The following is a 20,294-nucleotide window of genomic DNA, read 5'->3' as shown; positions in this document are numbered from 1 at the left end:
AGCCCCCACACCAGGTGATGGGCGACCGAATTGGCGGCTGAAAAAATCAGGGTGTAATTCAGCAAGCGGTGCGTGGTCAGGGCTTGCATCAGCTGGTCTGCGCTCTTGCCTCTGCCAAGAACCTTCATGACCACATAAGGCGTGAGCCCTGAAACCACACCATTGAGCATCGCCAACCACGTGGCACCGTTGTTCAGCAATTCGCGGTCAAGGTACCAAGTGCCCAGCACGATGCCTAAGGCCCCCGGCAAACCAAGAACCAAGACCAAAATAATGCGAAACCCCGCAGGCAAAAAAACCCAACTCACGTTTTCCCGGTAAACCCAATCAGCGAAAAGCCATGCATTGAACTGAAAGAAGCTCGCAAATAAAACGGCACTGCCCAGGGTCAATGCAGCGGTTTCAAGCGCAATCTGAATGGGGACCTTCATGCCACCATGTTTTGATGGGCTTGATGCATGGACTGGCCAAGCTGGTTGAAGTAATCGAGTGTGCGCTGCGTTGGAATCAGAAACTTGGCTCGACGATCACTGGGAATGCTCAGGGTGCTGAGCATTTCCTTGTCGCGCAATCGCGTAATGCGTTTGTGCAGCGTGGCAGGTGAGCCCAAAGCCGCCAGTGCAATCGCCTCGCGTACCGTCATGGGTTGATTTTCGTACCAGCGAAGCACGACGGCTTCCAGCAAAGCACTTTCGTTGGCATCCATCTCCATGCCTTCGGGCAGGGCCTGAACGATTCTTGTAAGTTGCAAAAACCGCAAATAAGCAGTGGCAAATGGGCTGTTGGATTTTTCCATGATTGTTAAATTTTAACGAATTAAACACAGATTCAAGTCAAAAAAACCCTTTTTTTTGAAGAAAAAGGTGATGCAATTCATAAATTGTTCGATACCGAACCATGAAATTTATGCCAATGATTAATTCTTTGGTAAATTCTTTTTGTTATTTGTTTGAGCTGTACTGATCTTCCAATCGGTGCCCAGGAGAATTGCCCCGCATCAGCGTTGTGCGTGCTGCGACTGCAGCCCACTGCATATCGGCTGAAAAAGCTCAAAAAATCAGATGTTTATCTATTCAAGATCTCCGCAATTGTAATATCTTAAACAAAACTGACACCCTTGTGTGTGGTGTCGCACAAAAGAATTGTGTGATGCCACACTAAAAGTTGTTTGATGCTTTTTGGCCGGTGGGGGATCACCCCATCAGACAATGGCAATCTGTTTGTTGAAGATTCAAAAAAGTATTTATTTAAATAGTCTTCGTGGGGTCAGTGATGTGGCCGCCAAATTCAAAATGTTCTGGGCATCTTGGGCAAGCCCGTTCAACCAGCATCTGCATAAAAAGGCGCCCCAAGATCTTGACGAGCCGTGGGAGTCGCTCCAGACAAAAGGCACAGCCTCAGGCGTTGGATGCTTGCGAAACCCGGGGGCGGCTGACGTCGTAGCCGAACCAGCGGTTCGAAATAGCCCTGAATTTCTTCTCTTTGAGCAGAATTTGCACTGCCTGCGTCAAGCGATTTTCAATCTCTTTTTGGCCTTTGAGCACGGCCAGCCCCACACGAATGGGCGAGGCAAAGGGCACCCCCACTTTCAGGGGCAGCCCTTCGCGGTCGATGAAATACTCGGCTATCAGGTTCTCTTCCAGCACGGCGTCGATCTTGCGCTCGGCCAAGGCCCGAAAAGCATCCTCGATCCGCTCGAATGCCTGGACCGCATTGCCCAAAGTCCCGCGGGCCTGGTCGGCCACGCCCGTGTTGGCCAACACCCCCAATTTTTTACCCACAAAATCATCCAGGCTCAATAAATCGCGGTCATCGTCCTCATGCAAGACACTGACCAACTGGATCGTGGCGTAAGACTGCACAAAATCAAAATGGCGGCGGTTTTCGGGTGTGACGAGCAACTGGTTGCCAATGAAGGTGATGTCACCGTTTTGCAGCTTCGTGCGCAAGTGCCTTAAGGTGTCCGTGACCGGGTCCAGCTCATAACCCAATACCTCCAACAAAGCCGTGACCACATCCACATCAAAACCTGTCAAACCCCCATCAGGCTGGACAAAACTGTAGGGTTGGTAACGGGCGATGAAGCCCACCTTCATGCGAGGTTTGCTGCCCTGCGCCAGCGCTTGCGATGCAGCGCCGGCCAAAAACGCAGACAGCGCCCATTGCAAACATGCCCTGCGCTGCAATGCCCGCGCACCCAGCAAAATGCGGGCCTTTTCATCAATCATGAAAAGCCCCCTCAAAGCAGTGACGCAGCTCATGCCCCACGTAGTTGAAGCTTGTGACCTCGGGCGTGACCACCGTGCACTCACCGCGCTTGACATTCCAGTACGCGCAAGCCATCGGGCGCGAGGTGGGTGTGATGGGAACCCCGGTGATGCGTGAACAAAATTCATAACCATCCTTGCGTGCCAGCAATTTGATCTTGGGCTCGTTGATCAAGCGTTGCTCTGGCGACAAGGGCTCAAACCGAACGCGATCGACCACGGGAGGGCTGAACTTGCGAAACAGCGTTGCATCGGGCGTGTCCAGCAGTGGCGGGTTTTGTCCATGCGCCGTATTGGTGACACCGCAAATTAACAGGATGACCAAACACTTCACGAGCTCTCTCCTGCATGCATGCAGTACATGAATAAACGACCCATTTGAGAGTGGGTGGTTTTGGCTGTGGTGACGATGGTGCAACTGGGTTTGGATCTCGACCAGTAAACACAGCCCTCTTGCCAGACAGAAAATCCATCTTGTTCACTCACCTGCTCGCAATATTGCGCCGCATCGGGCTTGACCAACCAATTGACACTCGGTTTGACCAGTTTGATCTTGTCTCCCTGCGGAGGCATGACTAAAGAAAAATCCAGCAGCGGATCTGTGGACTGCGCCATCACCAAACTGACGCCGCAAATGGACAAGCTGGCCCATGAAACGTGCAACGCCATCATCAGCACCCGCAAGTGCTGTCCTCGCAAAGATTGGGGGAATATGCGTTTCATTTTTGAGATCAGACGATATGAGTGCTACAAAATAGCTCATTTTAACGTCTCAAATATGGGTTTTTGAGCCTCCAAAAATGGAAAAGACCCGTGCGAGGCGGGCTTTGGGGTGGCGTTGAATAAGGCCCATTAATTTGCTGCCGACTCTCTGAGACAACACTGCTGCTGCCTCACAGCCAACTCAGAGTGGCGTGGAACCCAACACGCCACCAAGCTTTTTCAAAACGGTGTCTCCGAAATCACAAGCTTCCAAATCAGACCCATTGCAAGACTGCGTCACTTGATTCATAGGCTGTTCCACGACGGTAGCCACAGCCGCTTGTACAGCGACCACTGGAGGCATTGGTTTTGACTGCACTGCCCTTGCAGTCGCTGCAGAAGGTTTCCCTGTTTTGAATCAACATTTCACGGGGGTTTTGGCGAGATGATGCGCGTGTCAACCTTGTGAAATTTGATATTCCTGATCCCTCCATCAAGAAAGAAAAAAATGTTCGACAGTGCTGCCGCCATCGCGATCATTCTGGGTTCTGCATGGTTTACGGCCGTACCTGAATCAACTACCGTGAATAAAGAAACTGTGACTTTTTCGTACATGACGGATGTCCACAACAAGGAGTGGGATCTGTCGTTGACCAAAGATAAAAGTGCCATCGATGTGTCTTACCAGTCCAAGCCGACAAGCTTTTATGGACTGCGGTACGGTGCCTCGGCGATGCTGAACGGACAAGGCACTTACATGTTCGGGCCGGGTGTTGGCAAGACCATTGATGTCAAAGGTCTGGACATGACGCTTTTCATCTATCCCTCTTACTCGTCCATCAAGGGGAATGACAGAATCCGCTCCCTGAGCGGAAGCTTCAATTTCAGAACCACCCTCGATGTCATGTACCGGCTCAACGGAAAAACGAAGCTGGGCATTGGCTTCATGCACATCAGCAACGGGGGCTACAAAGAGCCGAACCACGGGCTGGAAGCCGTCAGACTCACTTGGGCATACGACTATTGAGCCTGCATGAAATGAAGGGCAGTGGGCATGGCCAGTGCACCCCATTCAAAGCGTTCGGGGGGCATCGTCCGGCTATCCCGCACACGACTGGGCTGATGGTGGCTTGGTGATAAATTGCGTTTTCAAGATGGCCTTTGAAACCCAACACCCGAGACGCCCCATGAGCCCCTCCAAAACAGATCGCCTGCCAGAAATGTCCCCGGAACAGATGACCGATGCACAACGTGCGGCGGTGGACGAACTGGTCAGCGGCCCAAGAGGCAAACTCAGTGGCCCTTTTGTGCCCCTGATGCGCAGCCCCGAACTGATGCGGCGTTTGCAAAAAGTGGGTGAGTACCTGCGCTATGACAACACCGTGGGTTTACACAACTCTGAATTCGCTGTTTTGGTAGTGGCCCGCCATTGGTCACAGCCGGTGGAGTGGCATATACACAAACCGATTGCGATCAAGGCCGGTGTGAGTGAGGAAACTTGCGATGCCCTGGCGGACGGTCGCCGCCCGCCCAATATGACGGCCGAAGAAACCATGGTGTACGACTTTCTGCAAGAGTTGCTGCACAACCAGTCGGTCAGCGATGTGACGTGGGCAGCCGCCCAAAAAATGTTTGGTGACCAAGGCGTCATCGACATGACGGCCCATTGTGGCTATTACAGTTTGCTGGCCATGGTCATGAACACCACGCGCCGCAGCCTGCCCGACCATGCGGCATCGGGTCTTGCCCCCTTCCCGAATTGAGCCACGGGTCTTTTGTGCGATCAGCGAAGGCCCGACTCGGGGTTTCGGCCATCAGCCCTGGATGATTGGCACCCCAAGGCTCGAAATCAACCAAAAGCCTTGAGTGTCTGGTCCCCAGCCTGCACAGGGTGGGCATGCACCAGAATCACTGCCATCACGCAGGTTTCTGTGCCCCGATTGATCCAGTTGTGCACGGTGCCGCGCTGCACCATGACGTCACCGGCTTTCAGGTGAACCTCTTGGCCGGACTCGAGTTCCATGTCGATCTCGCCAGACATCACCACGATGTAATCGACCGAGTCGGTGCGGTGCACGCGCTGCTGAACACCCGGGTGAAAATCGAGAATGCGAAAGACACTGCCGTTTTCGATCACCGAAAACTTGCCCTCACGCTTGCCAGCATCGGCATGCCCGTTGTTGTCGGCCGGGTGGGTGTCGGTGGTCCACACGTTGCACACAAAACCATTGGGTCGGCCCTGACGGTAATGGCTGCAGATCTCATCGATTTCCACGATGGCTTTGCCTTGTTCATCGTGACCCGTCACGATGCGGCGGATGGACGGGTTGGTCGGTGTGTTCATGCCAATATCTCCTTGCTAAATTTCATGCGCCATCATCCATCACCCGGCGCATGAAATCGGCCATGGCTGTCGCCAGGGTTTCTTCGTGTGCCGCCCAGGCGGAAAACGGCAAAGCGGTTACGTCTTGGTCTACCACCGGCAACTCAAACAGCTCACAGCCCGGAATCAGGCCAGCGGCTTCGCGTCCATGACGCGACACATGGGTCAGGTCATTGCCAGGGACCAGCCAGGTGGGGACGCGAATGGCCTGCAAGGCATCGGTGGTCATGCCCAGCACCGGCACGCGTGGGCCTTGCAAAAAAATGGCCAGCCAATGGCGCATCACCGAGATGTATTGGCCGGGGTCCATGGCCATCAGTCGATCCCGGTTGGCCGGATGGGCCTGGATACATTCTTGGTAGAAAGTCGTCTCGCAAACGGCTTGCATTCCGCCTTGCTCGGCAGCGCGAATGAACTGACCGTAATAAGTTTCTGGCAAGCGGCTGGCTGTGAACGCACCCCCCGTGATGCGCATGAGCAGCAAGCCACGAACCAGCTCGGGGTGGCGCATGCTGGTCAGCAAGGCCAAACGAGCGCCTGAAGACCCACCCCCCAAAAAAGCAGGCACCGCGTCAGGTGCTGCAACAACTGCGCCCAGTCATCGGCCCAGATGGCTTCTTCGCCCGAATCACCCTCGATCAGAACATCTGAGGCGCCTGTGTTGCGCCGATCGTGCAACAGCACCCGAAACCCCCGGGCAGCCATGTTCGTGGCCAGTGGCCGAAATTCAGCGCCACTGCGGCGCCCACCAGACACCAGCGCCAGCCAAGGCCCTTGCTCTCCCATCACCTCGTAATGCAGACGCACGCCATGGATGTGAACAAAGGCCATGCTTCAAGCCAGCAAGCTGGGCCATTGCCAAGCGATAAGCGCTTCAAAAGCATGGGCCACCTGCAGCAAATGGCGCTCGCTGTTCAAACCACTGCCCATTTGCAAAGCCATGGGCAGGCCTTGCGTCGACACGCCCATCGGGCAAGTCAGGGCAGGATGCCCCGTGAGGCTGAACAAGCGGTTGCACGCGCTGCGCTGTGCGGTGGGTTGGTCCATCAGTGCTTGCAAGGTCTCAGGCAAAGACTCGCGGCCTGGCCACATTAAGACATCAACTTGCCCTGCCAGCACGGCGCTGACCTGGGCCTGCCAGACATTGGCCTGGACCCTGGCGGCTTGGTAATCGTTCAGGCTCAGTGTGGAAGCGCTGGCCAGTTTTTGCCTCAGACCCTGGCCCAGATGGGCAGGCTGATCGCGCCAAATGTGCTGCAGTTGCTGAAAGGCTTCGTAGCCAATGAGGGTGTTGGCAGCGTGCACTACTTGTTGCCGGGGGGGCAGGTTCACGCTCACCAGCTGTGCGCCTGCGCCCTGCAATTTATCCAGGGCCATTTCGAAGCAGGCCCGAATTTGAGGGTCGTGTGTGGCTTGGTCGTTTTCAGGGTCTTGCCACAAGCCCGCAGGCACACCCATGCGCAATCCTTTGAGCACTGAAGACTTTGTATCGGCCAAGCATGTGGCGGACACGTCGGTGCCGTGCCAGGCATCCCAGATCAAGGCCTGGTCGAGCGCTGTGCGGGTGATGAATCCGGCCACATCCAGCGTGGGTGCCAAGGCCAAAACGCCCGACATCGGGTAGGCATGTCGCGTGGGCTTCATGCCCACCACGCCACAAGCCGCCGCTGGGTGCCTGATGGAGCCGCCCGTGTCTGTGCCCGTCGCTGCCAGGCACAGAGCCGCTGCCACAGCTGCACCCGAGCCACTGCTGGAACTGCCCGGCATGTGCGCCAGATTCCAGGGATTGCGAGCAGGGGGAAAGGGGTCGTCGGGCGCTGGCGAGCCAAAGGCAAACTCGTGGCAAGCCGTTTTACCCAGGCTGATGGCCCCAAGTTGCGCCAAGCCTGTGACCAGTGTGGAGCTGATGGGCGGCAGCCAATCTTGCAAATGCCGTGAGTGTGCGGTGGTGCGTTCGCCCTGCGTGAGAAACACATCCTTGTGTGCAATGGGAATGCCATGCAAAGGCCCCTTGTAGTGGCCTTCACGGATTTCCCGAGTGGCCTGGTGTGCGGCTTGCATGGCCGATGCCAGGGTGGGCGTGACAAACGCATGCGTTTGGGCATCCAGGGCCTCGATCCGGTCGCTGTAGGCCTGCACCAATTGCACCGGCGTGATCTGTCCTTGCCGTATCAAGGCACTGGCTTGCGCCAATGACAGCGCATGCAGTGGTGTTTCTGAAGGCGCCTCTAGCGGTGATTCAAAGGACATGGATCAAGATGTTGGCAGTGGGCTGGCTTGCTGAAACCAGTTGCAGATTTCAGAGCCATTCCAAAACACCACACCCGGTTGGCTTGCCAGAAACTCCAGCATCATTTCAAAGTGGCGGATGCGGTGTGTCGCGCCTGAAATGTAGGGATGGACCCCAAAGGCCATGATGCGGGCACCGTTGGCCGATTCGGCATACAGGCGCGCAAAAATTTCTTGTGCACGCAGCAGCATCGCATCTGAGCGCTCATGCGCAGTCAACATGATGTTGATGTCGTTGAGCTCGATGGTGTAGGGCACCGAAACCAGTGGGCCATGCCGGGTGTGCACATGTTGCGGCTGGTCGTCGAGCACCCAGTCGCCAAACCATTTCATGCCCAGCTCCTTAATCAGGTCCGGCGTCTGCAGCGTCTGGCTGCGGCCCGGCCCCAGCCAACCTTCGGGGCGGGTGCCTGTAAAACGGGTCAGCACGTCCAGCGTCTGCTGCATCATGGCCCGCTCGTCCGGGATTTTTTGGATCGGAATTTGCTCGTAGCAATGGGCCATGAACTCCCAGCCAGCATCCAGTGCGGCCTGCGTCACGCGGGGCCTGGTTTCGCACACCTTGGCATTGATGGACAGCGTGGGACGAACCCCCACATTTTTGAAAGCATCCATGAGGCGCCATACACCGATCCGCATGCCGTATTCGTGCCAGGTCCAGTTGGGCACATCGGGCACGGGTGCCTGGCCGCCGGGAGGGGGCGAGACCATGCGCGGCATAGGGCGCGAAATATCCCACTCCTCGATGTTGACCACCGGCCAGACCACCAAGCGAACACCTTCAGGCAGCAACAGGGGAGGGCGATCGATGATGGCCGAAAAAGGCAAACGGTCTTGGGGGCGCAGATCCCCGTTGATGAGCGGCACCATCAGTTCACCCCACCAGGAATCGAGGCGGCAATCTGCCGCAGCTTGGCTGTTTCAGTGCGGATTTCCTGCACCATTTGTTCGGGTGTGCTGCCCACCAAGGTCATCCCCATGCCGTTGAGCTTTCGCTGCACATCGGCATCGGCCAGCGCCGTCTTCACCGATGCATTCAGGCGCGCCTGAATCTCAGGCGGCAAACCTTTCGGGGCAAAAATGCCCACCCAATAGGTCAGGTCATAGCCCGTCAATCCGCCCTCACTGAGGGTGGGCATGTCCGGGTAACGCGGATCGCGTACGGAACTGGTGGTGCCCAGCAAGCGGACTTTTCCAGCATCGATTTGTGGCTTGGCAGCACCATCAAAAATGACTTGGCAAACGCCCACCAGTACATCCTGCATGCCGGGGCCAGAGCCTTTGTAGGGCACATGCACCATGTCGATTTTGCCCATGGCATTGAACAACTCACCGGCAAAGTGGAGGCCGCTGCCCATGCCCGATGTGGCGTAGTTGATCTTGCCCTTGTTGTCGCGGGCGTAGGCCAGGAACTCGGGCAAATTCTTGGCTGGAACCGATGGGTTGACCACCATGAGCAAACCGTATTTTCCGACCAAAGAAATCGGCGTGAAGTCAGTCACCGGGTCGTAGGACAGGGACTTCTCCACCACCGCCATATAGGTCTTGGTGCCATTGGTGGTCATCAGCAGTTGGTAACCATCGGGCGTCATTTTGGTGACGGCCTCGCTGCCAATGCGGCCCCCCCCGCCAGCACGGTTTTCGATGACGATGGTTTGGCCCAGATTTCTGCCCATCGCCTCGGCAATGATGCGGCTGGCCTGGTCAGAAAAGCCGCCAGCGGCATAGGGCACGATGGCCTTGATGGGGCGTTGCGGGTAGCTTTGCGCCTGCACCGACACTGCTGCGGCACTGGCCAGCAGGCACAGGCCCAAGCGGGCCAAAAGATTGCGTTTGGATGTTTGCATGGGGACTTGGCTCTCCTAGTCTTGTGATGGCGTAACGGTGTTTTGAACCGAATCAAAAATGGCATCGAAATTCCAAAAAATAAGTATGCGTGCTGGCTTTTGACTTGGCAATCAGGGCCTGCCCTTTTTGCCCGTCAGCAAGGCAGGGTGAGGTGCAATATTCCGGATCATGGAATTTTTTGTAAGATCAAACCATTCAACCGATTCGCCCCTTTTTTTGCCTGAACCCTTTACAGCGCCATGACCACTTCCCTGAAAAGCGAGGGCGCGCAAAGCATCGCCCGCGCTGCACTGCTCTTAAGAACCTTGTCCACTTTTGGCTCGCAAGGTGCGGCACTCATGCAAATCAGCATGCTCACCCAGTTGCCCAAAGCCACAGTCCATCGCATCTTGTCGGCCATGCTGGACGAGCACCTGGTCGAGCGGCCCTGGGGCACGCGCAATTACCGGCTCGGCCCCGAGGTCTATGCCCTGGGCATGTCGGTGCTGGATGTGTTTGACGTCAAGACCATTGCCCAGCCTTCCTTCGACAGATTGGCGCAGACCACCGGAGAGGCGGTGTACCTGGGCATCCGCTGTGGTTACGACGCCGTGTGCCTGGACAAACGGCAGGGGCACCTCCCCCAAAATGCAGAAATTTTGCAGGTCAACGACCGTTGGCCCATGGGCATCGGCTCTTTCAGCTTGGCCATCCTGGCGTATCTGCCCGACGAGGAAATTGCCGACATCGTGGCCTTCAACAGCCTGCGCAGCGGCGCTGACAAGGCTTTCAGCAAGATCACCAGCGGGATCCAGAAAACCCGAAAAAATGGCTACGCCCTGACCAAAACCCGATCTTCCCGCGGCATCTCGGGCATTGCCGTTCCCATATTTGACCGACGCGGTTACCCGATTGCTTCTTTGTGCACCGTGTCCACACTTGATCGCATGAAGGGCAGCTACCTGAGTGGCCTGGCTGCCGCGCTGAACCATGAAGCACAGATCATGTCGGCCCAATACGAAATGGCCCGCACGAACCCAAGCCAAGCTGAGACCTGGCGCACCGCCATCAAAGACCCTCAAACGCCACGCATCGCTTTTTGAAATTCAGCCCGCTGATACACGACTGACTGCGACGATGCCATCCGCCACTGGACAGACGCTGAAAAAAACGAAGCCAGCGGCTTGAGTTCGGCAGACCCCCCTGGATTGGAAAATTCCATATGGCGGAACTAAAAGCTTGGTCAATTCAGTCGCCAATCCTAGAATGTGCGCATTACAACCAAGATGGAGACTGGGAATGAATAAGCTTGTCCGATTTCTGACGTGGGGCCTGCTGGCGCCTTTGGGCTTGTGTGTGGGCCTGGCCAATGCGCAGGGCTTTCCCAACAAGCCCATCAAGATCGTGGTGCCCTTTGGGCCCGGTGGATCGGGTGACATCACGGCCAGGGCCTTTGGCCAATACCTGGAAGCGCAGTTCAAGCAAAGCGTGGTGGTTGAAAACAAGGCCGGGGCCAATGGCATCCTGGGCACAGAGGCGGTCAAAAATGCACCCGCTGATGGCTACACCCTCTTGCTGACCACCAACACCACCTTGGCAGCGAACCTGAGCCTCTACAAAAAAGTGCCTTACGAACCCCTCAAGGACTTTGAGCACCTGGGCCAGTTCGGCACGGCGGCATCGGTGGCCATGGTCAGCAAAGACTCGGGCATCCGCACGCCGGCCGATCTCACTGCTTATGCCAAGGCCAATCCGGGCAAGGTGTTTTTCGGCCACTACAACTCCGCTTCGCAAATGACCGCCGAGATGTTCAAGGTCAAGACGGGCGCGCCCATGACCGGCATCCCCTACAAGAGCATAGGCTCGGCCTTGCAAGACTTTTATGGGGGTCAATTGCAGGTGCTGTTTTTGGAATACCTGCCCGCCATGGCCCACATCGACAACCCCAAGGCCACCGCCATTGGGGTGACGGGTGCCAGCCGGTTCAAGCCCTGGGCCAATATTCCGGCCATTGGTGAAACCTACCCCGGCTATGAACTTGGCTTCTTCCTCGGCTTGGCGGCCCCTGCAAATACCCCTCCCGATGTCGTGCGCAGGCTCGATGGCGCGATCAGTGCGGCCTTGAAGGATGAGGCCTTTTTGGCGCGCCTGGCGCAATTGGGCCTGGAACCTTCCAAGGTATCCAAGGCCGATTACCCTCGCTTTATTCAAAGTGAAATCACGCGCTGGGCCCAGGTCATCAAGGACGCGGGCATCAAGCCTGAGTAATGGCCACCCTCTTTAAAGACCACGAACTGGATTCACCATGCGTTTAGGCTACTTCACCATGCCCTTGCATCCCTTTGAAAGGGACACCACCGAAACTTTGCACGAAGATCGGCAAACCATCATCCTGGCCGACAAGCTCGGCTTTTACGATGCGTTTGTGGGTGAGCATTTGACTGACAAGGCCGAAAACGTGACCAACAGCCTGCTGTTTCTGGCCACCTTGATCCCTGAAACTAAAACCATCAAGCTGGGCAGCGGCACTTCCAATCTGTCGCACTCTCATCCCACGCTTTTGGCCTCGCAAGCGGCCATGTTTGACCACCTGGCCAAGGGGCGTTTCATCTTCGGCATCAGCCCGGGTGCACTGGCCTCGGATGCCGAAGCGCTGGGCATCCTGGACCAAGACCGCAACAAGATGTTTGCAGAAGCCATTGATGTGATTCTGGCCATCTGGGAGCGTGAGCCGCCATACAACATTGACTTTCCGGACAACCGGTTCAAGGTCACCACGCAGGTCACCGCCTTGGCAGAGATCGGGCGTGGCGTGTTGATGAAGCCTTTTCAGAAACCCTTGCCCGAAATCGTGGGCACTGTGGTGGCACCTTTTTCCAAGGGTGTCATCGCCATGGGCAAGCGCAACTTTCACCCCATGTCGGCCAACTTCCTGATGGACCACTGGTTGAACAGCCATTGGGACAATTACTGCGAAGGCAAGACATCGGTCAACCAGCAGGCCAACCCTGCCGACTGGCGGGTTGCCCGCACCATTTTTGTCAGTGACGATGCCGCCACAGCCAACCGCTATGGCCGCGCGGATGCCAACAGCCCCTACCGGTATTACTACCGTCAGATGCTGACCAAGATGATGCTCTCCAAGCGGCATGTCATCTTCAAAAAGCACATGGAAGAAGACGACAGCCACGTCACACTCGACCGCTTGCTGGACGAATTGGTCATCACGGGCACCGCCAGTGAAGTGGCCGACAAGATCCTGGCCTTGCGCGAAAAGGCGGGCCCCTTTGGAGAAATTGTCTACGCCGGCATGGACCTGGTCGATCCCCAACTGGGACGCCGCTCGATGGAGCTGATGGCCAATGAGGTGATGCCCCGCGTGAACCAGGCTTTGGGCCTGGGTTCGGCGATCAATGTGGACGCTCCTTTGGAAACAGTTGCCGCATGAGTCCGCAAGCATTCAGGCAGTTGATGCGCATGCACCCGGCGGCCGCCAACATTGTCGCCACCGGCAAGGCTCCCAACCGCACGGGCATGACGGTTTCGGCCTTCATGTCTTTGGGCGTTGAGCCGCCCACTGTGGTGTGCGCCATCAACCGAAGCGCGCTCAGCTATGCGCACATGTCTGACAACCAAGTGTTCAGCGTGAACACCTTGGCAACGCATCACGTCCAGCTGGCCCTGCTGTTTGCAGGCCAGGGCGCGTTGTTTGGTGACGAGCGTTTTGACCGAGAGCTGTGGGATGAATTTGATTCGGGTTCGCCGTGCCTGCGCGATGCGGTGATGAGTCTGGAGTGCCGGTTGATTCGGCAAGTCGAGGAAAGCTCGCACAGCCTCATGATTGGTGAAGTCATCTCGGGGCGCTGCAACGAACGGGCTGCGCCTTTGCTCTACCGCGATGGCCAATGGGTGACCACCTGTGAAGATTTATCGCCTGCATCCGCAGCACGCAGCACCGCACAGAACGGGGCGGCAGTGCAGGCCTGAGGTGCGGCTCGGGCGTTCAGCTCGGGCGTTCAGGCCGACAGGAGGGGCAGGCCGATCAAGCCTGAAAGCTCCTCCAGCCCCAAGCCCTCGACCGTGTCAATGACCACCAGGCCACGCGGTGTGCAGGCCAGTGTGGCCAGGTCGGTGTAGACCTTTTTCACGCAGCCAATGCCTGTCAGCGGGTAGGTGCAGGCTGCGACCAATTTGCTTTGGCCTTGTTTGGTCAGCAAGTCCATCATCACCCAGGTTTGCTTGGCACCGATGGCCAGGTCCATGGCCCCGCCCACAGCCGGAATCGCGTCGGGCTCACCGGTGTGCCAATTGGCCAGATCACCCGTTGCGCTGACCTGAAACGCACCCAGCACGCAAATGTCCAGATGCCCGCCGCGCATCATGGCAAAGCTGTCGGCGTGGTGAAAAAATGCGCCGCCCGGCAGCAAGGTCACAGGCTGTTTGCCAGCGTTGATCAGGTCGTAATCTTCTTGTCCTTTGGTGGGGGCAGGGCCCATGCCCAGAATGCCGTTTTCACTGTGCAGCAGCACCTCGCGGCTGGCAGGAATGTGGTTGGCTACCAAAGTGGGCTGGCCAATCCCCAGGTTGACCGTGGCGCCTTCCGGAATGTCTTGGGCCACGCGGGCGGCCAACTCGTCTTTGCTGCGTCGGGTGTAGCTCATGCCTTGATGCCTCCGGCCTGCGTGGCCACACGGTCGATCTTGACCACCGCCTGAACAAAAATACCGGGTGTGACTACGCTCTCCGGGTCGAGTTCGCCCAGGGCCACTTGTTCATGCACGGTGGCCACTGTTTTGCGTGCAGCCATGGCCATGATGGGGCCGAAGTTGCGTGCTGCCTTGCGGTAGGTCAGGTTGCCCCAACGGTCACCACGTTCGGCCTTGATCAGCGCCAGATGGGCATGGATGGGGGTTTCGTAAACGTACATGCGGCCATTGATTTCGCGGGTTTCCTTGGCTGTGCCATCGGGATTTTTGGCCAGCTCGGTGCCGTAGCCTGTGGGCGTGAAAAAGCCGCCAATGCCCGCACCTGCCGCGCGAATGCGCTCGGCCAGATTGCCTTGCGGCACCAGCTCCAGTTCGATCTGCCCCGAGCGGTACAAAGCATCGAACACATGGGAGTCGGTTTGTCTTGGAAAGCTGCAGATGATTTTCCGCACCCGACCCGCCTTGAGCAAGGCTGCCAGACCCCGCTCGGCGTTGCCCGCGTTGTTGTTGACCAGCGTCAGGTCTCGGGCGCCTTGCAAGATCAGGCCCTCGATCAGCTCATCCGGAATGCCTGCAGTGCCGAAACCACCGATCATGACGGTGGCACCATCGGGGGTGTCGGCCAAGGCCTCGCTGACCGAAGCCACAAACTTGTTGATCATGTTCCAGGTGCCTAAATTGAATGGGTCAGCATAGCTTGAGGGTCAATCGGTGCCAAGAGAAAAAACCCGGACCACAGGCACATGGGAGACTGCACCAACCCCTCTAAGCATCAGGCGCTTCGGCTTTGAATTGACAGCCTCAGTACCCAGAGGCCAGCGCATTCATTGCGGTTCATTGTCGCCACTGGAAGGTGGGGGCTGATCTCACATGAATGAAGAAAATGGTGCGTTGCAGTTGGGGGCAGCCTTTTTTTCAAATCGATTCATTTCTGCGCTGGCTTCTCAAATGATCGGCCATGCTCAAAGGGTATAACCGTGTAAGCGATAAATTTTTCTAACAGGCGTCCTTCAGGAAATACACATGACACACAAATTGGCCATCGTCGGACTCGGCATCATGGGGCGACGCATGCTCGAAAATGCTTTGCAACACCCCGCTTTTGATGTCTGCGGTGTGTGGGACCCTTCAGCCGTTTCGGTGGCTAAAACGCTTGAAATCATGCCCGATGCACCTGTATCAGCCCATGCCGAGGCAGCGATGTCTGGTGCGGATGTGGTGTACCTGGCTTGCCCGCCTGGACCGCGTAAAACCTATGCTTTGCAAGCTGCGTCTGCCGGGCAAGGGGTGTTCATGGAAAAGCCTTTGGGCACTGACAACGCGCAAAGCCGCGATTTGGTCGCGCAGCTGCGCAAATCCCGCTTGCCGGGTGTTGTGAACTTCACGCAGGCTGCATCAAGAGGATTCGAAGAGCTGCAGCGGGCCATGGATGCCGGTGAAACGGGTGAATTGCTAGGCGTTGACATTGTCGTGAATTACCCCGCCTGGCCACGCTCCTGGCAAAAGGACGCCGATTGGCTGCGCATGCGCGAAGAAGGTGGCTACACCCGCGAAGTGATCTCGCATTTTTTGTTTCTGGCAGGGCGCTTCTTGGGACCACTGAGCTTGCAGTACGCTTCTGTTCGTTACCCTCAAGACCCTGCATTGTGCGAACTTGATATTTTGGGCCGGCTGTCAACGGCAGATGGGCGGCCAGTGACGGTCATGGGTACGACCGGTGGCCAGCAACCTGACCGTCAGGAAGTGACTGTGCGCGGCAGCCTAAGAAGCCACCAATTCAGGGAGTTTTACCAACTCTGGCGTTCAGATGGCGGTCCATGGGAGCAGGCCTTGGACTGGACCACAGAAGACCCTCGAACCAGCGCGTTGCAGCGACAGCTCAGCGAGGTGTCCCAATGGCTTCAAGGCAAGCCACACAAGTTGGCGACGGCAGAGGAGGCGCTTGCGGTGCAGGAGCTGGTCGAAGCCATTTTGGAGAGGCATTCCTAAGTCGGCAAGGGTGCATGCCTGGCTTAGCGTAGATAACCTGGAAGGGACCTCCATGGCGTATACATTGATGGGCAATTGAAGTTCGGCGGTCAGGATAGTTGATATCAAGCATTCTTTGCTGAGGTTCAACTTTGCTCGGCTACGCGTTCAAGTTTCCTGCTTAGGAGCCACGACAGCAAGAGAAAAACAAGCAGCATCACCATGCCAACCCCAGAGAAAGCATCGTTCATGAGCTTCTCCGAGATTTGGCCAAACGCATGGCCAGCAGCAAGAACTGCACCGGACCAAAGTCCAGCCGCGACGAAATTGAATGCCAGGAATGTCGGCCATGGTAGTCGTGACATTCCGTAGGCAAAACCTGCTACGCCACGAATGCCGTGCGGATAGCGATGAAACAGAATTAGCCACAAATAGTAGCGATCCACCAAACGGACCACGATCTGGCTGGTGCGGTGAAGCCTTGGAAATCGCAAAAGCCATTGGATTCCGAAGCGACGTCCGATCCAGAAGCGGATCGCATCACCCAGAAAACTGCCTGCCCAGACGACCGCAATCAGTGTGCCAATATCAAGAGCACCTGAGCTGGCGGCATAGCCTGCAAAAAGCGTGAACAGCATGTTGTGCGAGGCAGCAAATGCGAAGATCAGGCCGTAGGCCTCATGACCGTGCAGGCGCAACAACTCAAGGAACGAAGCAAGGTCAGTTGGGAAGATCAATTTTGAATGACACGTTACAAAAAATTGATCATAGCGCAGCAGTCTATTCCGTCACTTTTACCCATGAAGTCCGTATCGTTCGTGGCCTTGACCCCTTAACTCAGTACCGCCGGTATGTTTGATTGACCGCTCGTCTTCCCCTAATCAGCCCGGCTGGCAAATAGCCCAACGCGCTGTGCAGTGGGTCCCCCTGATGGCCACCAGCCAGCACCGCGACCTTGAAGCGGCTCGTAGTTTCATTTTTTAATGTGTAGAGCTACCTGAAAACAGGGGGCCGTTAGGCTTGATGGCGCGCATTCCATCATCGTATTTGAGATTGATCAATCCTGTTCAGCACTGCAGGGCTAGGATGAATTACGGGTTGGCGTTTTTCTGCGCTCACCCGCAATCATTTTTCAAATAAACACAGGAGTGCTGAAATGAAAAAAATCGTGCCTTGGCTATTTTTAGCGCCCATCAGCTTGACGCTTTACAGCGGTGCTGTTTGGGCACAACAAAAAACGGATTTGGGTAAAAGGGAGTTTGAAGCCAATTGCGCCAGCTGCCACGGCGTCAGCGGCAAGGGTGGAGGCGTGTTGCTTGAGTTCTTAAAGCGCAGCCCACCCGATCTCACTCAGCTGGCCAAAAACAACAAAGGCGTGTTTCCCATAGCGCGACTTTACGATGTCATTGAGGGGGGCAATGTGCCGGTTCACGGTGCTCGAGACATGCCGGTTTGGGGCCGTGAATACCGCATCAAGGATGCCGAATACTACGGTGAAGTTAACTACGACTCGACTGCTCTGGTTCGCGCCCGGATCCTGACCTTACTTGAGTACATCAACCGCCTGCAAGTCCCTTGAGTTGATTCGACCAAGATGAACAGAGTTGGCTCTGCTGGTTTGATAGAAGGCATCGGCTCAACACTGCCCGCTGATCAGCACTGCGGTTGATCCATCCTTGTTGATTCAGTAACACACACAACCAAGTGAAGTTTTGTGGAGTTGTTAAATGGCATGTAGAAACGAAAAATGCGCCCTGAGGCGCATTTTTTCTTGATGGTTGGCGGAAGCGGTGTCTACATTACCGCTTGCATTCATGAGCCTTTTCGAGGAATTTTTCTAGAGTTCCCCCATAAGAGCCCCCATAAGACCTTTGGCACTTTTTGTAAGTTAAACACGTCGAACACTACGAGCGCCATTCACCCAAGAAATTGCTGTCAGTTCCGCGGAGCTGCGCAAGCAGTGAGCATGGGCATATGCGCCCATGTCAAGAGTGCCTGAGTCTCTTCTACCGTCGCGCCTAGCCAGTGCTGATGCAACTCGGGTCCAATGATCACTGGGGTACGTTTTTCATCGCCGGGCTTGTGGTTCAACAATCACCGTCTGCACAGTCCGATTGGTGTATTCCACCGGCTGAAGCTGAGGCGAACTACTGGCGGCAACTAGCCGGAAAGACCGAGACCGAGGTCTCAACTTAAACCAACTGGCCTCCACGAAATCCAGGGCGATTCACTACTTGCTGCGCGGCGTGCCCGTGGTGCGGGCCAATCAGGTCTGGAGCAAGGACATCACCTTCGTGCTTAGGGCGCGGGGCTTTGCCTACCTCGTGGTTGTGATTGACTTGTACTCCCGGCGGGTGCTCAGCTGGCGAATCAGCAACAGCGTCGAAGCCGCGTTTTGCGTGGACTGCCTGAAGGACGCCTTGCGTGAGCACGGCAAGCCTGATGTGTTCAACAGCGACCATCGTGTTTGGCGCCGAAGCGGGCATGGCCCTAGACTGCACCTTCAATAAGGTGATGGCCTGGTGCGACAACGAGTAAGGCTACTCGAACAAGTGCCTGGAGATGGCGCCGGTGGTGAGGCGCTGATTAGACCGCCGCAGTCACCACCACCTCAATTTTCCAGGCCGTGTTGGCCAGCGCCGCCTGTACGGTGGCACGCGGTGGTGTTTGACTGGGCACAACCCAGGCATCCCACACCGCGTTCATCCCGGCAAAGTCATGCAGGTCTGCAATGAAGATCTGTGCCATCAAGATGCGGCCTTTGTGCGAACCAGCCTGTGCCAGCAAGATGTCGATGCCTTCAAGCACCTGGCGGGTCTGCCCTGCGATGTCTTGCGAGGAGTCATGCGCCACCTGGCCGGCCAGGTAGACGGTGCCGTTGTACACGGCGATTTCTGACATGCGAGTTCCGACTTCAAAGCGGTGAATCATGGCGTTAATTTTCAGAAAATAAACCAGGGGCTACGGCACGCTAATCGTTCGATGAGTGAGTCGTCTTTTGTTGATACTGCAAGCAACATCGCGGCCAACAGCGAGACCGAAAGATCGGTCTACCGGGCCCGCATCTATTGCGACATTGTGGGCAAGGCAACACTTGCGCAGTGTCCAAAGTGCTCAGGCATCGGGCCTTTGGATCATGGGCAAGCGCAGGTGTTATCGCTTATTGGGGTTCGAAGTTGATCGACCGGGCAATCGCCTGGTAACGGGCGATCTCATCGCGGTAGACACGGTCCAGGTCTGCCACCGAGGTCGGGTTGACGATCAGGTTGCCGGTGGCCTCGAAAGCCGAGCGGATTTCCGGGTTCTGCAAAGCCTCATAAACCGCCTTGTTGATACGGTTGGCAATCACATCGGGCGTGCTGCGCGGCACCACGATGCTGGCCCAGGAGTCGAATTCGAAGCCTGCCAACTTGGGGTGAGCGGCCATCGCCGCGATCTGTGGGAACTTGGGCAAGGGCGTGCGGTTGGTCAGTCCAAGAACCTTGACCTTCCCGTCCGCAATCATCGAGGGAATGCTGCCAGCGAAGATGGTGAAAGCCAGGTCGACTTGGCCACCCATGAGGTCGGTCATCATGGGGGAGGCACCTTTGTAGGGCACATGCACAAACTTGGCCCCGGTCTGCTGTCCAAATTTCTCAGCCACCAGATGAAACAAGCTGCCGTTGCCGCCATTGCCCACCGACAAGTCCTTGGCGCCCGGCCGGGTGGTCAAGGCCACCAGTTCATCGAGTGTGTTGGCTGGCAGGTCTTTGCGTGCCAACAGCACCAGTGGAGCCTTGACGATCTGACCCACGACCTTGAGGTCTTCGGGCTTGTACTTGACAGCCGCCAGCGTGAGTGGTGCCACGATCAGCTCTAACGGGCTGGCCAGTGAAAAGGTGTAGCCGTCAGCAGCAGCCCCCACGTTCTTCTGAATCCCAATGGCACCGCCCGCACCACCAATGTTGTCAATCACAAGCGGCTGGCCCAGCGCCTTAGCCATCTCGGGCTGCAATTTGCGTGCTACAAAATCTGAAGGGCCGCCAGCCGGCCAGGGCACGATCATGGTGATGGGTTTGACTGGCCAGGCCTGCGCACTGGCCTGCAAGGTGGTCACGCCGAGCACCAAGCCTGCGAGCAATGACCGAAGCAGTGAGGAAATGTTCATGAAGG

24 protein-coding genes and 1 pseudogene are annotated in these 20,294 nt (G+C 56.6%); 9 read left to right on the top strand and 16 right to left on the bottom strand.

Going from position 1 to position 20,294, the window contains the following annotated elements:
- The 5 genes from ACIQ3A_RS03225 to ACIQ3A_RS03205 form a co-directional block, all read right to left on the bottom strand.
- On the bottom strand, nucleotides 1-431 hold a 431-nt coding region (locus tag ACIQ3A_RS03225; protein WP_396430324.1), incomplete at its 3' end, for a hypothetical protein.
- Complete coding sequence (locus ACIQ3A_RS03220; RefSeq protein WP_396430323.1) at nucleotides 428-796, bottom strand: hypothetical protein; 369 nt, start codon at nucleotides 794-796, stop codon at nucleotides 428-430. The genes ACIQ3A_RS03220 and ACIQ3A_RS03225, both read right to left, overlap by 4 nt.
- A 601-nt stretch (nucleotides 797-1,397) precedes the next feature.
- Nucleotides 1,398-2,228: a substrate-binding periplasmic protein gene (locus ACIQ3A_RS03215; RefSeq protein WP_396430322.1), complete on the bottom strand. Its 831-nt coding sequence runs from the start codon at nucleotides 2,226-2,228 to the stop codon at nucleotides 1,398-1,400.
- Nucleotides 2,221-2,601, bottom strand: coding sequence for a hypothetical protein (locus tag ACIQ3A_RS03210; RefSeq protein ID WP_396430321.1), 381 nt, complete (start codon nucleotides 2,599-2,601; stop codon nucleotides 2,221-2,223). The genes ACIQ3A_RS03215 and ACIQ3A_RS03210 overlap by 8 nt, the downstream gene beginning before the upstream one ends.
- On the bottom strand, nucleotides 2,598-2,990 hold the full coding sequence (locus ACIQ3A_RS03205; protein WP_396430320.1) for a hypothetical protein: 393 nt from the start codon (nucleotides 2,988-2,990) through the stop codon (nucleotides 2,598-2,600). Before ACIQ3A_RS03205 ends, ACIQ3A_RS03210 begins: the two co-directional genes overlap by 4 nt.
- A gap of 487 nt (nucleotides 2,991-3,477) precedes the next feature.
- Between ACIQ3A_RS03205 and ACIQ3A_RS03200 the strand changes: the two genes are divergently transcribed.
- Both ACIQ3A_RS03200 and ACIQ3A_RS03195 read left to right on the top strand, forming a co-directional pair.
- Complete coding sequence (locus tag ACIQ3A_RS03200) at nucleotides 3,478-3,996, top strand: acyloxyacyl hydrolase (protein ID WP_396430319.1); 519 nt, start codon at nucleotides 3,478-3,480, stop codon at nucleotides 3,994-3,996.
- 160 nt (nucleotides 3,997-4,156) lie between these two features.
- Nucleotides 4,157-4,732, top strand: coding sequence for a carboxymuconolactone decarboxylase family protein (locus tag ACIQ3A_RS03195; RefSeq protein ID WP_396430318.1), 576 nt, complete (start codon nucleotides 4,157-4,159; stop codon nucleotides 4,730-4,732).
- 86 nt (nucleotides 4,733-4,818) lie between these two features.
- Here the strand turns inward: ACIQ3A_RS03195 and ACIQ3A_RS03190 are convergent, their stop codons facing one another.
- Genes ACIQ3A_RS03190 through ACIQ3A_RS03165 form a run of 6 tightly spaced genes read right to left on the bottom strand, consistent with a single transcriptional unit; the run spans nucleotide 4,819 to nucleotide 9,488 of the window.
- Nucleotides 4,819-5,313, bottom strand: a complete 495-nt coding sequence (locus ACIQ3A_RS03190; RefSeq protein WP_396430317.1) for a cupin domain-containing protein — start codon at nucleotides 5,311-5,313, stop codon at nucleotides 4,819-4,821.
- Between the two features lie 22 nt (nucleotides 5,314-5,335).
- Nucleotides 5,336-5,863: a hypothetical protein gene (locus ACIQ3A_RS03185; protein WP_396430316.1), complete on the bottom strand. Its 528-nt coding sequence runs from the start codon at nucleotides 5,861-5,863 to the stop codon at nucleotides 5,336-5,338.
- A 5-nt stretch (nucleotides 5,864-5,868) separates the two neighbouring features.
- Nucleotides 5,869-6,183, bottom strand: coding sequence for an alpha/beta fold hydrolase (locus tag ACIQ3A_RS03180; protein WP_396430315.1), 315 nt, complete (start codon nucleotides 6,181-6,183; stop codon nucleotides 5,869-5,871).
- A 3-nt stretch (nucleotides 6,184-6,186) separates the two neighbouring features.
- Nucleotides 6,187-7,602 carry an amidase gene (locus ACIQ3A_RS03175; protein ID WP_396430314.1) on the bottom strand — a complete coding sequence of 472 codons (1,416 nt, stop codon included), beginning with the start codon at nucleotides 7,600-7,602 and terminating at the stop codon, nucleotides 6,187-6,189.
- Between the two features lie 3 nt (nucleotides 7,603-7,605).
- The gene (locus ACIQ3A_RS03170) at nucleotides 7,606-8,511 is read right to left on the bottom strand and encodes a polysaccharide deacetylase family protein (protein ID WP_396430313.1); all 906 of its coding nucleotides are present in this window, start codon (nucleotides 8,509-8,511) and stop codon (nucleotides 7,606-7,608) included.
- Nucleotides 8,511-9,488: a Bug family tripartite tricarboxylate transporter substrate binding protein gene (locus ACIQ3A_RS03165; protein ID WP_396430312.1), complete on the bottom strand. Its 978-nt coding sequence runs from the start codon at nucleotides 9,486-9,488 to the stop codon at nucleotides 8,511-8,513. Before ACIQ3A_RS03165 ends, ACIQ3A_RS03170 begins: the two co-directional genes overlap by 1 nt.
- Nucleotides 9,489-9,728: 240 nt before the next feature.
- Between ACIQ3A_RS03165 and ACIQ3A_RS03160 the strand changes: the two genes are divergently transcribed.
- From ACIQ3A_RS03160 to ACIQ3A_RS03145, 4 genes are all read left to right on the top strand, one after another.
- Nucleotides 9,729-10,571: an IclR family transcriptional regulator gene (locus tag ACIQ3A_RS03160; protein WP_396430311.1), complete on the top strand. Its 843-nt coding sequence runs from the start codon at nucleotides 9,729-9,731 to the stop codon at nucleotides 10,569-10,571.
- Between the two features lie 196 nt (nucleotides 10,572-10,767).
- A complete protein-coding gene (locus ACIQ3A_RS03155) occupies nucleotides 10,768-11,736 on the top strand; it encodes a Bug family tripartite tricarboxylate transporter substrate binding protein (protein ID WP_396430310.1) in 969 nt (322 codons plus the stop codon).
- Between the two features lie 37 nt (nucleotides 11,737-11,773).
- A complete protein-coding gene (locus tag ACIQ3A_RS03150) occupies nucleotides 11,774-12,916 on the top strand; it encodes an LLM class flavin-dependent oxidoreductase (protein WP_396430309.1) in 1,143 nt (380 codons plus the stop codon).
- Nucleotides 12,913-13,455: a flavin reductase family protein gene (locus tag ACIQ3A_RS03145; protein WP_396430307.1), complete on the top strand. Its 543-nt coding sequence runs from the start codon at nucleotides 12,913-12,915 to the stop codon at nucleotides 13,453-13,455. The genes ACIQ3A_RS03150 and ACIQ3A_RS03145 overlap by 4 nt, the downstream gene beginning before the upstream one ends.
- A 29-nt stretch (nucleotides 13,456-13,484) precedes the next feature.
- Here ACIQ3A_RS03145 and ACIQ3A_RS03140 read toward each other — a convergent pair whose 3' ends face one another.
- Nucleotides 13,485-14,129 carry a 3-oxoacid CoA-transferase subunit B gene (locus ACIQ3A_RS03140; RefSeq protein ID WP_396430306.1) on the bottom strand — a complete coding sequence of 215 codons (645 nt, stop codon included), beginning with the start codon at nucleotides 14,127-14,129 and terminating at the stop codon, nucleotides 13,485-13,487.
- Entirely contained in the window at nucleotides 14,126-14,836 is a 711-nt protein-coding gene (locus ACIQ3A_RS03135) for a 3-oxoacid CoA-transferase subunit A (protein WP_396430305.1), read from the bottom strand. The genes ACIQ3A_RS03140 and ACIQ3A_RS03135 overlap by 4 nt, the downstream gene beginning before the upstream one ends.
- Nucleotides 14,837-15,197: 361 nt before the next feature.
- Here ACIQ3A_RS03135 and ACIQ3A_RS03130 point away from each other — a divergent pair, with 361 nt between their 5' ends.
- Nucleotides 15,198-16,163, top strand: coding sequence for a Gfo/Idh/MocA family protein (locus ACIQ3A_RS03130; protein WP_396430304.1), 966 nt, complete (start codon nucleotides 15,198-15,200; stop codon nucleotides 16,161-16,163).
- A gap of 125 nt (nucleotides 16,164-16,288) precedes the next feature.
- On the opposite strand, the gene ACIQ3A_RS03125 is transcribed toward ACIQ3A_RS03130, so the two are convergent.
- Complete coding sequence (locus tag ACIQ3A_RS03125; RefSeq protein ID WP_396430303.1) at nucleotides 16,289-16,879, bottom strand: DedA family protein; 591 nt, start codon at nucleotides 16,877-16,879, stop codon at nucleotides 16,289-16,291.
- A gap of 419 nt (nucleotides 16,880-17,298) precedes the next feature.
- Here ACIQ3A_RS03125 and ACIQ3A_RS03120 point away from each other — a divergent pair, with 419 nt between their 5' ends.
- Together ACIQ3A_RS03120 and ACIQ3A_RS03115 are read left to right on the top strand one after the other, a co-directional pair.
- Nucleotides 17,299-17,721, top strand: coding sequence for a c-type cytochrome (locus ACIQ3A_RS03120; protein ID WP_396430302.1), 423 nt, complete (start codon nucleotides 17,299-17,301; stop codon nucleotides 17,719-17,721).
- Between the two features lie 652 nt (nucleotides 17,722-18,373).
- A pseudogene (locus ACIQ3A_RS03115) lies at nucleotides 18,374-18,601 on the top strand (DDE-type integrase/transposase/recombinase); the annotation flags it as partial.
- A 127-nt stretch (nucleotides 18,602-18,728) separates the two neighbouring features.
- Here the strand turns inward: ACIQ3A_RS03115 and ACIQ3A_RS03110 are convergent.
- Nucleotides 18,729-19,073, bottom strand: coding sequence for a RidA family protein (locus ACIQ3A_RS03110; RefSeq protein WP_396430301.1), 345 nt, complete (start codon nucleotides 19,071-19,073; stop codon nucleotides 18,729-18,731).
- Between the two features lie 229 nt (nucleotides 19,074-19,302).
- Nucleotides 19,303-20,289: a Bug family tripartite tricarboxylate transporter substrate binding protein gene (locus tag ACIQ3A_RS03105; protein ID WP_396430300.1), complete on the bottom strand. Its 987-nt coding sequence runs from the start codon at nucleotides 20,287-20,289 to the stop codon at nucleotides 19,303-19,305.
- Nucleotides 20,290-20,294 lie beyond the last annotated feature (5 nt).

Origin of the sequence: Limnohabitans sp. (assembly GCF_044361985.1) — a bacterium.
Lineage (GTDB): Bacteria > Pseudomonadota > Gammaproteobacteria > Burkholderiales > Burkholderiaceae_C > Limnohabitans_A.
This window is presented reverse-complemented; position numbering and strand designations above follow the sequence as displayed.